The following is a 14,885-nucleotide window of genomic DNA, read 5'->3' on the forward strand; positions in this document are numbered from 1 at the left end:
GTTTCTTGAAATACATATATAATTTCTATACTTATTTTACACAGGTATAGCGAGTTATAAAAACAGATTTTAATAATTCTCGTTTCTGTCCTCAACATATCGACATAGGAATTTGAAGTTTGCTATAATGAATGAAATAGTTGCATTATTTAGAAAAATTTAAAAATAATAATTACTGCAACTAGGACATATTGTTTACTAAGTGAACTTGTTCTTAATTCAGGGGGGAGGGTTTCACAATGGCAAGTGTATATGAAAATAGTTATATGATCGTTTTGATTTTCTTGCTATTAGGCATATTGCTGCCGGTAGTGGCTCTTACATTAGGAAGAATGCTGCGTCCAAACAAACCAAGTGCAGCGAAAGCGACGACGTATGAGAGTGGGATTGAGCCTTTTCATGATGCAAATATTCGGTTTCATGCTCGTTATTATATTTTTGCTTTATTGTTTGTCATCTTTGATGTAGAAACTTTATTTTTATATCCATGGGCTGTTGCATATGACAAGCTCGGTTTATTTGCACTGATTGAAATGCTCATCTTTGTTGTAATGTTGCTAGTTGGATTAGCGTATGCTTGGAAAAAGAAGGTGTTACAATGGTTATAAATTTTGAGGAATTACATCCAAATGAGCGAGCGGAATTAGAACGAAATATCTTTTTTTCTACATTGGAAGAGTTGAAAGGATGGGCACGGAGCAATTCTTTATGGCCGATGACATTTGGACTGGCATGCTGTGCCATTGAAATGATGGGAGTAGGTTCATCACATTATGATTTAGACCGATTTGGGTCATTTTTTCGGACTTCACCAAGGCAATCGGACGTTATGATTGTATCGGGAACGGTAACGAAGAAGATGGCTCCTATTGTTCGGCGCTTATATGATCAAATGCCTGAACCAAAATGGGTTATTGCAATGGGATCTTGTGCGACTGCAGGTGGTCCATATGTAAATTCGTACGCTGTTGTGAAAGGTGTAGATCAAATTGTACCTGTTGACGTGTATATCCCTGGTTGCCCACCAAATCCTGCTGCTTTAATTTATGGGATTAATAAATTGAAGGAAAAAATTCGTTACGAGGCAAAGACAGGGAAGCAGGTGACGAATAAATGAGCAATCCAGATAAAGATTTAGAGGATTTAAAAAAAGAAGCGGCTAGACGGGCGAAGGAAGAAGCGAGAAAACGTCTTGTTGCGAAACATGATGCGGAAATAAGTAAACTTGAGGAAGAAAACCGCGAAAAAGAGAAAGCGCTACCAAAAAATAACGATATGACTGTAGAAGAAGCAAAACGACGTGCAGCAGCCGCCGCAAAAGCAAAAGCAGCAGTGCTAGCGAAGCAAAAAAGAGAAGGAACAGAAGAGGTGACGGAAGAAGAAAAGGCCAAAGCGAAGGCAGCAGCCGCCGCAAAAGCAAAAGCGGCAGCGCTAGCGAAGCAAAAAAGAGAAGGAACAGAGGAGGTAACGGAAGAAGAAAAGGCAAAAGCGAAGGCGAAGGCAGCAGCCGCAGCAAAGGCAAAAGCGGCAGCGTTAGCGAAGCAAAAAAGAGAAGGAACAGAGGAGGTGACGGAAGAAGAAAAGGCCAAAGCGAAGGCGAAGGCAGTAGCAGCCGCAAAAGCAAAAGCAGCGGCGTTAGCAAAGCAGAAAGCCTCGCAAGGTGATGGGGATTCGGGAGATGAAAAGGCGAAGGCAATTGCAGCAGCGAAGGCAAAAGCGGCTGCGGCTGCAAGGGCAAAGACAAAGGGTGCTGAAGGTAAGAAGGAAGAGGAGCCGAAGTCGGAAGAGCCATCTGTGAATCAACCGTATTTAAATCAGTATGTTGAAGTTATTGAAGGGAAAATAGGAGAGGATGCATTAGTAGATTCCTACATTAATAAGCTTTCAAAGGATGTGCCAACTCTTGTGGTGGATTCCGCGAAGTATTATGAAGTGATGGAATCATTGCGATTCCATGAGGGACTTGCTTTTGATTACATGTCAGAGCTACATGCGACGGATTTTGTGACACATATGGAAGTGTATGTTCATTTATTTTCATATGGAAAGAAACAGTCAGTAGCGGTGAAAGTAAAGCTGGATAGGGAAGCACCGCAAGTAGAATCGGTGACGGCGCTTTGGAAAGGAGCGGATTGGCCAGAGCGGGAAACGTATGATTTGCTTGGTATTGTATTTAAGGGGCATCCGAATTTATCACGTATTTTAATGCCTGATGATTGGATAGGGCACCCGCTTAGGAAAGATTATGAACCGTATGATGTGGAGGTGTAGCTAAATGATCCGTACGGAAGAAATGCTTTTGAATGTAGGTCCTCAGCATCCGAGTACGCATGGTGTGTTCAGGCTTGTTATTAAGATTGATGGGGAAATTATTAAAGAAGCTACACCGGTTATTGGATATTTGCATCGCGGGACCGAAAAGATTGCAGAGAGCTTACAGTATACGCAAATTATCCCTTATACAGATCGAATGGACTATTTATCGGCCATGACGAATAATTACGTCATTTGCCATGCTGTAGAGACGATGATGGGGCTTGAAATCCCGGAGCGGGCTGAATACTTGCGAGTGCTTGCGATGGAGCTTGGAAGGATTGCGAGCCACCTCGTTTGGTGGGGGACAAATCTTCTTGATATAGGAGCGGTCAGCCCGTTTTTGTACGCGTTTCGTGAGCGAGAGATGATTATTAATTTATTAAACGAATTATGCGGTGCACGGCTTACTTTTAACTATATGAGAGTCGGCGGTGTGAAATGGGATGCGCCGGACGGTTGGATTGAAAAAGTGGAAGAGTTTGTTCCGTATATGAGAGAGCAATTGGCAGGTTATCATGATCTTATTAGCGGTAATGAGATTTTCTTAAATCGTGTGAAAGGCGTTGGTACATATAGCGCGGAAGAAGCGATTTCGTATTCTTTAAGCGGAGCGAATTTGCGATGTACCGGAGTGAACTGGGATCTTCGCAAGGGTGAACCATACTCCATTTATAATCGCTTCGATTTTGATATTCCTGTTGGGAGCGTGGGGGATGCTTGGGATCGCTACGTTTGTCGAATGCAGGAAATTGAGGAGTCTTTAAAGATTGTTGAGCAAGCAGTCCAGCAGTTCCCAAAAGAAGGAGCTGTGCTGGCGAAAGTGCCGAAAATTATTAAGGCGCCTAAAGGAGAAGCGTTCGTCCGTATAGAATCGCCGCGCGGAGAGATTGGTTGCTATATTGCTAGTGACGGAAAGAAAGAGCCGTACCGTTTGAAGTTTCGCAGGCCGTCTTTTTACAATTTGCAAATTTTACCGAAGTTATTAAAGGGTGAAAACATCGCCAATTTAATTACGATTTTAGGTGGAGTTGATATTGTACTTGGGGAGGTTGATGGCTGATGATTGAAACACTCTTACAATCACCTTCAAGCTGGACGAATTTCTTCATTTTTTTCGGATTAGCGGTGCTCCTATTATTTGCAGTCCTTGGTTTCGTTACATATGGTATTTTGGCAGAACGGAAAGTGATGGGTTTTATGCAAGGGCGGATTGGGCCAAACCAAGTTGGAGGCCGGTTCGGTCTGCTGCAAACGGTAGCTGATGTTTTGAAACTACTACTAAAAGAAGATAGTATTCCGAAGGCGGCAGATAAACCGTTGTTTATATTAGCGCCTGTAATTGCATTCGCGCCAGCATTTATGGTGCTTGCAGTCATTCCGTTTACTGATAAATTTCAGTTCGCAGATATTGGCGTAGGCTTACTGTATTACATTGCTGTTTCTGGCATAACGACGATTGGCGTCGTAACCGGAGGATGGGCATCCAATAATAAATATTCCCTTTTAGGAGGGATGCGTGCGGCGGCGCAAATGATTTCTTATGAAATTCCGCTCGTAATGAGTGTAATTGGCATCGTTTTATTAGCTGGTAGCTTAAATTTAAATGAAATCGTAGCGGCGCAGGAGAATGTTTGGTACATTTTCGTGCAACCAATTGGTTTCGTCGTGTTCTTAATCGCGGCGGTAGCAGAGTTAAATAGGACGCCGTTTGATTTACCAGAAGCTGAGTCGGAGCTTGTTTCCGGATATCATACGGAATACTCAGGGTTTCGCTGGGCGTTTTTCATGCTTTCAGAGTACGTATATTTCTTCGGGATGGCATCTTTAATTACAGTTCTCTTTTTAGGTGGATGGAATCCAGTTATGTTCCTTGGATTTATCCCAGGAGCCGTATGGTTTGCTTTAAAGTTTAGCAGTGTAGTCTTTCTATTAATTTGGTTCCGCGTTACGTTTCCGCGTATAAGAGGTGACCAGTTAATGGAGTTTGGTTGGAAAGTATTATTGCCAATTGCACTTGCAAATATTTTCTTAACGGCATTGATTAAGGAGTTATTCTTCTAATCTATGAGGGGGGTGCCAGTAAGAGATGAAAGGTCTATTTAAAGGATTAAAATATACACTAAGCAATTTGAGCAAGAAGAAGGTGACTTATGATTATCCGAATCAACCGTTGCCGCTGCCAGACCGTTTTCGAGGGATTCAAAAGTTTTATCCAGAAAAGTGTATTGTTTGTAATCAGTGCTCCAATATTTGTCCGACAGACTGTATTCAATTAACGGGAAAGAAACATCCGGATCCTACGAAAAAAGGAAAAATTATCGACACGTACGATATTAATTTTGAAATTTGTATTCTTTGTGATTTATGTACAGAAGTTTGTCCGACAGAGGCAATTGTCATGACAAATAACTTTGAACTCGCAGAATATTCACGTGATGATTTATTTAAAAATTTGCAGTGGCTTGACGAAAACGATGAAAACGTCAGGAAGGAGAATAAAGCATGAATGGCGAGTTTGTAGCATTCTTTATCCTATCCTTGTCTGCAATTATCGGCGGCGTTCTTATGTTGAACTTAACGAAAGTCATGCATATGATGCTAGCTCTCGTTCTGACATTCCTTAGCATTGCAGGTTTGTACTTTCTTTTATCGGCCGAATTTATCGGCGTTGCACAAATTTTACTTTACTCTGGTGCGATCACAATTATTATGATTTTTGGCATTATGTTAACGAAACATAATGCGGAAAATGAGTCGCGTCTTACTCTTCGAAAATGGATTATCTTCTTTGCGGTTGTAGCATTTGGGGCAGTTATGTATTTTGCTGTTAACAATATTGATTTTGCAAATGAAAGCACACAAGGAAGTTTACCTCTCCATGAAAAAAACACACTTCAAATCGGTACACTTCTCTATTCAAAATATATTATTCCATTTGAATTAACTTCAGTTATTTTACTTGTGGCACTTGTTGGCGCGATTATACTTGCGAAGAAGGATGAGAAAGAGGAGGATTCCAATGAGTAGCGTCCCAGCTTCTGCGTATTTAACGCTTGCGATTATTTTGTTTTGCATTGGTTTGTTTGGCGCTTTAACGAAGCGAAACACAGTGATTGTATTAGTTTGTATTGAATTAATGCTTAACGCGGCCAATTTAAATTTAGTCGCGTTTAGTAAATTAGGTTTGTTCCCAAATTTAACAGGGCAAATTTTCTCTCTGTTTACGATGGCTGTAGCAGCAGCGGAGGCGGCGGTAGGGCTCGCCATTTTGATTGCTTTGTATCGTAATCGCACGACGGTTCATGTAGATGAAATGGATACGCTCAAAGGATAGCATTGTGACCGAAAAGGGGGAAGGAAACAATGATCGATTATGCATGGCTCATACCGCTTTTCCCGCTTGTTTCGTTTTTGTTATTAATTATATTCGGGAAGAAAATTAGAGAAGGAAGCAGTGTACTTAGTATTTTTTTCGTCTTTCTCTCCTTTATATTTGCGGTACTCGTATTAATAGAACGGTTTTCTAAAGTAGGAGTGAAGCATAAGTGGGGATGGCTTAGAGCTGGAGATATTGATATATCATTCGGTTTTGAAGTGACTGCATTAGGGGCTTTAATGTTGTTTATCGTCACACTTGTGAGTTTACTTGTACATGTGTATTCGAAAGGTTATATGAAAGGTGAGGAAAGACTACCAACCTTTTATGCCTATTTAGGTCTCTTTACATTTGCGATGCTCGGGCTCGTTATATCCCCGAATTTATTACAGCTTTATATATTTTGGGAGTTAGTGGGCCTCGGTTCATTTTTACTCATCGGTTTTTATTTCTTTAAAGAAGAAGCGAGGGCTGCTGCGAAAAAGGCTTTTATTATGACCCGTATTGGAGATGTTGGTTTATTTATTGGGATGATCTTAATTTTCTGGCATGCAGGTAGTTTTGAATATGAAGCAATTTTTAGAGCGATTCAAACGGGGGATCTTACCCCTACTATGATTACAATAACGGCGATATTAATTTTTATCGGGGCGATGGGGAAATCAGGTCAGTTCCCATTGCATACGTGGTTACCGGATGCAATGGAAGGGCCGACGCCTGTTTCGGCACTTATCCATGCGGCGACGATGGTCGCAGCTGGCGTATATTTAGTGGCGACGATGTTTCCGCTATTTTCAGCAAGTACGGTGGCGATGCAGACGGTGGCAATCGTGGGAGCCTTTACCGCAATCTTTGCGGCTTCTATCGGTCTTGTACAAACGGATATAAAGAGAGTGCTTGCTTATTCTACAGTTAGTCAGCTTGGGTATATGATGCTTGCGCTAGGGTCTGCCGGTTATGTAGCTGGTGTTTTCCACTTAACGACACACGCCTTCTTTAAAGCGCTACTATTTTTGGCAGCAGGAAGTGTCATTCACGCCATGCATACGCAAAACATTAATAAAATGGGCGGTTTACAGAAGAAAATGAAAGTAACGAGTGCACTATTTTTAATCGGTACCCTTGCAATTAGTGGTGTACCACTCCTTTCCGGTTTCTTTAGTAAAGATGAAATTTTAGCGGCGGCTTGGATGAACGGAAATTACATTTTATTCATATTAGCAGTAATTGCAGCATTTTTAACAGCGTTCTACATGTTCCGGCTATATTTCCTCGTCTTTACTGGGGAAGCGAAGACGAAGGAAGATGTGCAGGAATCGCCCCGCATTATGACATATCCGATGATTGTCCTTGGCGTCCTTGCAGTCGTAGCCGGTTATATAAATACACCGTGGTTTGGAACGTTTCTCGGGGATTGGCTTACGAAAGATGTAGCATTTAAAGTGGAAGAGGCACACGGACCAGTTTGGATTATGATTGTTGCGACGCTTGTTTCCTTGGCTGGGATTGCTCTTGCATATTTCATATATGGCAAGAAATCTATTTCTAGAGATTGGGCTAGGGATGAGGGAACACCCCTTTATAACCTTTTGAAAGAAAAATATTATGTGGATGAACTATACAATATAACGGTGATTCCTATTACGAAAGGAATCTCTCATGTACTTCGCTTATTTGAAGTTTATGTAGTTGAAGGAATTGCCGTTTTAATAGGGAGTCTAGTTAAAGGGATAAGCGGAATCGGGTCTAGACTTCAAAACGGAAATGTACAAGTGTACGGGACTGTAACAGCTGTTTCGCTTGCAGTGCTCGTTATTATTTTGCTCTATACAGGAGGGGATTTACGATGAATGATTTGTTATTAACGTTCTTCATTTTTTCCCCGCTTTTAGGAATTCTCTTACTTGTATTAACACCGAAAAAAGAGTCGCGTACAGTGCGAGCGCTTGGTTTATTTGGAACGGCGCTTCCATTTGGAATCGCTATCGTCCTCGCTTGTACATATGCTTCTGGAAAGAGTTTGTCGCTATTTGATGAAAAAGTGAAATGGATTAAATTTGGGGATGTTGCCGCGGTAGATAAAAGATGGTTTTCCATTTATTACGAGCTTGGAATTGATGGTTTATCGCTCGTTATGATGGTGCTAACGGCCCTTCTAGCGATGCTTGCAGCAATTGCAGCATTTACTATTAAAAGGAACTTGAAAGCCTTTTATATGCTGTTACTTATGTTAGAAATAGGGATGCTCGGCGTCTTTGCCGCTCAAAATTTAATGTTGTTCTTTATCTTCTTTGAAATTACATTGCCGCCAATGTTTTTATTAATTGGGAAGTGGGGGAAATTGTCGAGTGAAAAGGCTGCTTATAGTTATTTAATATATAACGGCATTGGCTCCGCTATTTTGCTCATCGTTTTCTCGGTTTTATTTGCGAAAACAGGCACGACAAATATTGCAGAACTGAAAGAGATATTAGCAGGAGTAAATGCGGGAGGAGGACAAATCATCCAGAGCAGCTTACAGCTTGGTATATTCATTGCTATAATGATTGCTTTTGCAATTAAACTCCCTGTTTTTCCATTACATCGCTGGATGGTTAATGTGCATATTGAAGCGCATCCGGCTGTAGTTATGCTTCATGCGGGCGTTTTACTGAAGATTGGAGCATACGGTATGATTCGCTTTGGAAAGGGGTTGTTCCCGGAATACTTTCGTGAGTTTGCAACGCTAATTGCGATTTTAGGTGTCATTAATTTATTGTACGGGGCCTTCTTAGCGCTCATCCAAACGGACTTTCGGAAGGTGCTTGCTTACTCTAGTATTTCGCATATGGGTATTGTATTAATGGGCCTTGCGGCATTAAATGCACCAGGTACACAAGGGGCACTATTCCAAGTTGTGTCGCACGGTTTAATTGCAGCCTTACTTTTCTTCTTGCTTGGCATTATTGAAGAGCGTTTTGGAACGTCGGATATTACAGCGCTTGGCGGACTCGCAAAAAGTGTTCCGGTACTTAGCGGATTCTTCTTAGCGGGAGGAATGGCATCGCTTGGATTGCCGGGGATGTCTGGATTTGTTAGCGAGTTTCTTGCCTTTCTCGGTTTATTCCAAGGAGAGCCAGTCATTGCTGCGGCCGGAGTACTTGGCATCATTTTAACCGCTGTATACGTATTAAGAGCAACACTTCAAGTAACATTCGGTAAGAAAGAGTGGGAAGCGAAAGCTGATATACACGGATGGGAGTATGTCCCTATCTTGTTACTTATCTTCTGCATTATTGCAATTGGAGTAATGCCAGAAATACTAGGGGATCCGCTGCAAAATACATTGAAAACATTGGGGGTGAAGTAGGATGGATATGAATACGCTGCTTAGCTTATCGTGGCATCTCATGGTGCCAGAATTCATTATTCTCGGAGCTGCCATCCTTCTTTCCATATGTGATTTGTTTTTTAAGCTGAACCATAGATATGTAGCGCTTAGTGCAATCGCAGCCGTCATATTAGCAATCGTGTCATTAATTACGCTATACGGTGAACCTGCGGGAGATATTTTGAACGGATCGTTTGTGTTAGATGGGTTTTCAAAAGGATTTAAAACGTTGTTATTAGGCGGAGTAGCCCTCATTTTATGTATCGCAATGAGCGATGATCAGAAGAATCCAATTGAGGATAAGGGAGAATATTATTACTTATTTTTAATGGCGCTTCTTGGGGCTATGTTTATGGCTTCTAGTGTCGACTTTATTACACTTTTCGTCGGTTTAGAGTTGCTTTCACTTTCTTCGTATATTTTAGTAGGAATACGAAAAAAGAACCGTGCATCAAATGAGGCAGCGATGAAATATGTCATTAATGGAGGAATCGGAACGGCAATCACACTCTTTGGAATGAGTTATTTATACGGCATTACGGGGTCGACCAATATCGTGGATATGCAAAAAGTATTTGCCGGGGAACTGGCTGGTGGTATCCAGTTATTGTTAGCTCTCGCATTTCTACTATTGCTCGTTGGGCTCTCATTCAAAATTGCAACGGTGCCGTTTCATATGTGGGCGCCTGATGTATATGAAGGGGCTGCTACACCTGTTACTGCTTTTCTTGGAACGATTTCTAAAATTGCGGGGTTCTTACTCATTATTCGTCTGTTTCTCATGGTTTTTGCAAGTGTATTGGTGCAAGGAGACATGCAGTCTTTATACGGACGTATGAGCATATACATCGCGGTGCTAGCTAGTATTACGATGATTATCGGAAACGTAGTCGCGTTAAAGCAATATAACGTAAAACGTCTATTCGCCTATTCAGGAATCGCGCATGCGGGGTATTTACTCGTTCCGCTCGTAGCGTTATCACCATTTACGATGGATAGCATGTGGTTCTACATGCTTGCATATATGCTTATGAATATAGGCGCGTTTGCAATTATCCACGGCTTAATCTTACAAAGCGACAAAGAAAATATCACCATTTTCACCGGATTATATAAAAGATCGCCATTTACAGCGATCGTGATGACGATTTTTATTTTATCGTTGGCAGGGATACCAGGAACAGCTGGTTTCATCGGGAAAATTAACATCTTTTTAGGTGCACTTCATGTAGAGCCAGCTCATTACGTACTAGCTTCTATCATGATGGGGACGACAGTCGTTTCATTCGTATATTATTTCCGTATTTTACAGCAAATGTTTTTCCGTACGGGAGAAGTAGAAGAGAAAATTCGTTTGCCACTAAATATAAAGGTTGTTATGAGCCTTTGTGCAATTTCGATTGTAATACTAGGGATTATGCCGATGATTGGATACAATTTCTTTTATGAATATTTTCCATTAATGAAGGATTTCTTCTTCCTAGGGAACGTGGTACAATAGTGAAAATAAAAGGTGTGGAGTCGTTACTCTGCGCTTTTTATTTTGTGTGAACTACAATTGAAAATGCATATAGGTATACGTTTTTAAAGAGAAATTTACAATTGAAAATGTAAGATGCTTATTTGTATTTGAAAAAGTGTGGCGCCTACTTATTATGGTATCGTTTTTATAGTATTTCGTAAGTAGTAGCTAGGTAAAAAGGGGTCGATTTTTTGGCACATCTTTTAGGGCAACAAGCACTGATTGCCATTGTTTCGCATTTATTGTTTATTACCATTACGTGGTGGGCCTTACAAGGTATTCACATTGAGCGTCTAATGAAGCCTGGAAAGGTGATGCAGACGCGAGTATTACTCATCCTGATTACAATTGCAATTGGGACATCCGTAAGTAACTTTTTCCTTGATTATTTAGGCTATTCAAAGAGTTTAACGTATTTAGTAAAGTAAGTGTATAGAACCTCATATCTCCGTTAACAATGGGGATAGGAGGGGATGAAATTGAAGATTAAAGCCATTCTTATTGTTGCACTTAGTGTTGTTTTATTTTTGGTTGGATATAGAGAGATGAAACCGATCAGCGATGAAAAGAAAATGGAGAGCATGATTGCAGCTTTAGAGAAAAATGATGCTAAAGTAGAGAAATGGTCATGGTTAGCGCGAGAAACAAAAACAATTTCTAATATACATACGTTTCAAAAATTGTTAAACGATGTGAAGGACAAGGCGAATATTCAAAAATGGGAATTAGAACAATCTCCAGATGGATATAAAGCTACATCCTATAAAAAGTTTTCGTCTTATGAAGAACGAGTAGTAGTAACTTGGAGTAAGGAAAATACTAAAGAAAACACTTTCATTATTTTTGAAGTAAGTGGGGCGAAATGGGACCCGAAGTATGTTAAGAACATGAATAAAATTTTTAGTAAAAAACCTATAATTTACACTTGTGTTCAAGGTGTACTGAATGATAAGATTGAAGGTGTTTTGCAAAATAAAACCAATCAGGTTTTGAAAGATCTTTCAGCAAGAGCGATCGAACAGATAGAAGAAAGAGCATTTGTGTCAGTCTCCGCATACAATAAAAAGTGGGATGACGCTCTTTCAACAAATAGAGAGAAAATAAATGTGCAAATAGCAATACGTTCTACAGACAACAAAGATACAATTGTGGTTGGCACACCGATCATAACTTCTGAGTATTGAGTGAATAGATACTGAAAAAAGGACACGGAGGGGAATAATTTGGAAAAGATCATCGTCCGTGGCGGAAAGCGGTTAAACGGCACAGTGCGTGTTGAGGGCGCAAAAAATGCTGTATTACCTATAATCGCTGCAGCCCTATTAGCGAGTGATGGAAAGAATGTACTATCTGAAGTACCAGTTTTGTCTGATGTATACACAATTAATGAGGTATTACGTCATTTAAATGCTGAAGTCGTATTTGAAAATAACCAAGTAACAATCGATGCTTCTAAAGAACTAAACATTGAAGCACCATTTGAATATGTACGTAAAATGCGTGCATCTGTTCAAGTAATGGGACCATTATTAGCACGTAACGGTCGTGCTCGTATTGCACTTCCTGGTGGATGTGCAATTGGTTCACGTCCAATTGACCAACATTTAAAAGGCTTCGAAGCAATGGGAGCAAAAGTACAGGTTGGTAACGGTTTTGTTGAGGCATACGTTGAGGGAGAACTAAAAGGAGCTAAAATTTATTTAGACTTCCCAAGCGTGGGCGCGACAGAAAACATTATGTCTGCAGCTACATTAGCAAAAGGGACAACAATCCTTGAAAACGCAGCGAAAGAACCAGAAATCGTTGACTTAGCTAACTTCTTAAATGCGATGGGAGCAAAAGTACGCGGAGCTGGAACTGGAACGATTCGTATCGAAGGCGTTGATAAATTATATGGTGCAAACCACTCTATTATTCCTGACCGTATTGAAGCGGGAACATTCATGGTTGCAGCGGCAATTACTGGTGGAGACATCTTAATTGAAAATGCTGTGCCTGAACATTTACGCTCAATTACAGCGAAAATGGAAGAAATGGGTGTTAAAGTTATTGAGGAAAATGAAGGTGTACGTGTTATCGGCCCAGATAAGTTAAAAGCGGTTGATATTAAAACTATGCCTCACCCAGGTTTCCCAACAGACATGCAATCACAAATGATGGCATTATTACTACAAGCTGATGGAACAAGTATGATTACAGAAACGGTATTCGAAAACCGCTTTATGCACGTTGAAGAATTCCGTCGTATGAATGCTGATATTAAAATCGAAGGTCGTTCTGTTATTATGAACGGTCCAAACAGCTTACAAGGTGCTGAAGTAGGCGCAACTGACTTACGTGCTGCTGCTGCATTAATCTTAGCTGGTTTAGTATCTGAAGGTTACACTCGTGTAACTGAGTTAAAGCATCTTGACCGTGGTTATGTAGATTTCCATAAGAAATTAGCTGCATTAGGTGCAACTATTGAACGTGTAAATGAAAAAGTAGAAGAAGTGAAAGAACAAGAAGTTTCTGATCTTCACGCTTAATTGAAATAGTCTCTATGTCTTTTGACGTAGGGACTATTTTTTTGGGTTATTACTGTTATAGTCAATAAATTCTATACTTATGCACGTACCAGTAAAAATATTTAGAAAATTTTCGTTTTAGCTGGTTCCCCTTAAGTATGTTCTAAAAGAAAGAGTTGTTCCATAAGAATGAATGGAGTAAAGCTTTTGGATATTGGGGGAAATAAGATGAAATTTTCAAAGCCACTTTTTATCACAGTAGCGCTTCTAATAGCGCTCGTTATCATTGTACCTGCTGCTCTTGTTATTCCGTTTGCGAAAGCAAAAGTAGGGGAAGAAGCAGCTTCTAAAACTCCTCCAGCGATAGAAAGTATACCAGCTCCAGGGAAAGTGGATACAGCGGTTCAAGTTTCTGTATATCGTGAGAAACAGAAAAAGGTAGATACATTACCTATGGAGGAGTATGTGACCGGTGTAGTAGCTTCTGAGATGAATGCCAGTTTTGAAATAGAGGCGCTAAAGGCGCAGGCATTAGCAGCGAGAACATTTGTGGTGCAGCGTATGCTAAGCGGAGGAAAGAAAAACAATGCGGACGTGACAGATACGGTGAAAGATCAAGTGTACAAAAGTAAAGAAGAATTGAAGAAACAATGGGGTAATAACTATGAAAATAATTTGAAGAAAATCGAAGAAGCCGTTTCGAAAACCGCAGGACAAGTTTTAACGTATGGTGGAAAACCAATCTCAGCATCCTTCTTCTCAACGAGTAATGGCCGGACAGAAAATGCGGCTGATTACTGGGGAAATGATTATCCGTACTTAAAGAGCGTAGATAGTCCGTGGGATCAAGCTTCTCCGAAATTTACGAGTGAGCAAACCTTTACCGTAGCCGACTTTCAAAAACGTCTCGGCGTGAAGGTGCTGGCAGATGGGAAGGTTGGAAATATTAAAGATCTTACGGAAGGAAAGCGAGTAAAAGACGTAGCATTTCAAGGGAAAACATTAACAGGAAAAGAAGTTCGCGAAAAGTTAGATTTACGCTCCTCTGACTTTACGTGGAAACAAGAGGGAGATAAAATCATAGTTACGACGAAAGGTTTTGGTCATGGCGTTGGTATGAGCCAATACGGAGCGAACGGCATGGCGGCGGAAGGTAAGAAATATACAGATATCGTCGCTCATTATTATAAAGGTATTGAAATAAAGACGATGAACGATTATGAAGGAAAGTTGATGGTGAAGAAGTAGTGTGCAAAAGGAGCTAATTTTAATTAGCTCCTTTTGTTGTTATTTGTAGAAAACAAATGAAAATGATCGGACAAGACGGTGAAATTAAGTGGAATGGAAAAGAGATGGGAGAACTCTGTTTAAGGGGTCCATGGATCGCTGGAAGCTATTATAAGGATGAACGTACAGAAGAATCAATGAAAGACGTTTGGCTCCATATAGGAGACATTGTCACGTTTGATTCGGAAGGATTTATTAAAATTGCTGGTTGGACGCAAGATTTAATTAAAAGCGGAGGCGAATGGATTTCTTCCGTAGATTTAGAAAATACTTTAATGTCACATGATAAAGTGCTAGAAGCATCTGTTGTGGCGGTGCCGCATGAAAAAATAGTAAGAACGTCCCGTTGCTTGTGTTGTATTAAAAGAGGGACAAACAGTAGAAAGAGAAGAGCTGTATGCTTTACTAAAAGCAGAATTTCCGAAAACATCTGTGGGGAAACTCTTAAAGAGAGCACTGCGTGATTAGCTCAAGACTTATATGGTAGAACAAAACTAGAGAAGAAGG

General features: G+C 40.5%; 15 protein-coding genes and 1 pseudogene. All 16 read left to right on the forward strand.

Translation table 11 applies throughout. The features are described from left to right. Window positions 1–239: 239 nt before the first annotated feature. Window positions 240–608: an NADH-quinone oxidoreductase subunit NuoA gene (gene nuoA / locus ACQVV1_RS19625; RefSeq protein WP_000179273.1), complete on the forward strand. Its 369-nt coding sequence runs from the start codon at window positions 240–242 to the stop codon at window positions 606–608. Further along, window positions 599–1,117, forward strand: coding sequence for an NADH-quinone oxidoreductase subunit NuoB (nuoB, locus tag ACQVV1_RS19630; protein WP_431169396.1), 519 nt, complete (start codon window positions 599–601; stop codon window positions 1,115–1,117). Before nuoA ends, nuoB begins: the two co-directional genes overlap by 10 nt. Continuing rightward, window positions 1,114–2,271, forward strand: coding sequence for an NADH-quinone oxidoreductase subunit C (locus ACQVV1_RS19635; protein WP_431169397.1), 1,158 nt, complete (start codon window positions 1,114–1,116; stop codon window positions 2,269–2,271). The genes nuoB and ACQVV1_RS19635 overlap by 4 nt, the downstream gene beginning before the upstream one ends. 4 nt (window positions 2,272–2,275) lie before the next feature. Beyond that, complete coding sequence (gene nuoD, locus ACQVV1_RS19640) at window positions 2,276–3,376, forward strand: NADH-quinone oxidoreductase subunit NuoD (RefSeq protein WP_431169399.1); 1,101 nt, start codon at window positions 2,276–2,278, stop codon at window positions 3,374–3,376. After that, window positions 3,376–4,377: an NADH-quinone oxidoreductase subunit NuoH gene (nuoH, locus tag ACQVV1_RS19645; protein ID WP_000573430.1), complete on the forward strand. Its 1,002-nt coding sequence runs from the start codon at window positions 3,376–3,378 to the stop codon at window positions 4,375–4,377. The genes nuoD and nuoH overlap by 1 nt, the downstream gene beginning before the upstream one ends. A 25-nt stretch (window positions 4,378–4,402) precedes the next feature. Next, on the forward strand, window positions 4,403–4,822 hold the full coding sequence (gene nuoI / locus ACQVV1_RS19650) for an NADH-quinone oxidoreductase subunit NuoI (protein ID WP_000677191.1): 420 nt from the start codon (window positions 4,403–4,405) through the stop codon (window positions 4,820–4,822). Beyond that, on the forward strand, window positions 4,819–5,343 hold the full coding sequence (locus ACQVV1_RS19655; protein ID WP_063222506.1) for an NADH-quinone oxidoreductase subunit J: 525 nt from the start codon (window positions 4,819–4,821) through the stop codon (window positions 5,341–5,343). The genes nuoI and ACQVV1_RS19655 overlap by 4 nt, the downstream gene beginning before the upstream one ends. Beyond that, a complete protein-coding gene (gene nuoK / locus ACQVV1_RS19660) occupies window positions 5,336–5,650 on the forward strand; it encodes an NADH-quinone oxidoreductase subunit NuoK (RefSeq protein WP_000100078.1) in 315 nt (104 codons plus the stop codon). Before ACQVV1_RS19655 ends, nuoK begins: the two co-directional genes overlap by 8 nt. 29 nt (window positions 5,651–5,679) lie before the next feature. After that, a complete protein-coding gene (gene nuoL / locus ACQVV1_RS19665) occupies window positions 5,680–7,542 on the forward strand; it encodes an NADH-quinone oxidoreductase subunit L (protein WP_242254243.1) in 1,863 nt (620 codons plus the stop codon). Continuing rightward, window positions 7,539–9,041, forward strand: coding sequence for an NADH-quinone oxidoreductase subunit M (locus ACQVV1_RS19670; RefSeq protein ID WP_242254245.1), 1,503 nt, complete (start codon window positions 7,539–7,541; stop codon window positions 9,039–9,041). The genes nuoL and ACQVV1_RS19670 overlap by 4 nt, the downstream gene beginning before the upstream one ends. 7 nt (window positions 9,042–9,048) lie before the next feature. After that, window positions 9,049–10,563, forward strand: coding sequence for an NADH-quinone oxidoreductase subunit NuoN (gene nuoN / locus ACQVV1_RS19675; RefSeq protein WP_431169427.1), 1,515 nt, complete (start codon window positions 9,049–9,051; stop codon window positions 10,561–10,563). 212 nt (window positions 10,564–10,775) lie between these two features. Continuing rightward, window positions 10,776–11,012: a DUF1146 family protein gene (locus ACQVV1_RS19680; RefSeq protein ID WP_000940742.1), complete on the forward strand. Its 237-nt coding sequence runs from the start codon at window positions 10,776–10,778 to the stop codon at window positions 11,010–11,012. A gap of 51 nt (window positions 11,013–11,063) precedes the next feature. Next, window positions 11,064–11,768, forward strand: a complete 705-nt coding sequence (locus tag ACQVV1_RS19685; RefSeq protein ID WP_375296224.1) for a YwmB family TATA-box binding protein — start codon at window positions 11,064–11,066, stop codon at window positions 11,766–11,768. A gap of 39 nt (window positions 11,769–11,807) precedes the next feature. Beyond that, complete coding sequence (gene murA, locus ACQVV1_RS19690) at window positions 11,808–13,112, forward strand: UDP-N-acetylglucosamine 1-carboxyvinyltransferase (RefSeq protein WP_060632944.1); 1,305 nt, start codon at window positions 11,808–11,810, stop codon at window positions 13,110–13,112. Between the two features lie 207 nt (window positions 13,113–13,319). Continuing rightward, on the forward strand, window positions 13,320–14,339 hold the full coding sequence (gene spoIID, locus ACQVV1_RS19695; protein ID WP_431169400.1) for a stage II sporulation protein D: 1,020 nt from the start codon (window positions 13,320–13,322) through the stop codon (window positions 14,337–14,339). Window positions 14,340–14,392: 53 nt separating this feature from the next. After that, window positions 14,393–14,846 (forward strand): annotated as a pseudogene (locus tag ACQVV1_RS19700) (AMP-binding enzyme); the annotation flags it as partial. Window positions 14,847–14,885: the final 39 nt, after the last annotated feature.

It is taken from the genome of Bacillus basilensis, from assembly GCF_050630465.1.
Classification (GTDB): domain Bacteria; phylum Bacillota; class Bacilli; order Bacillales; family Bacillaceae_G; genus Bacillus_A; species Bacillus_A basilensis.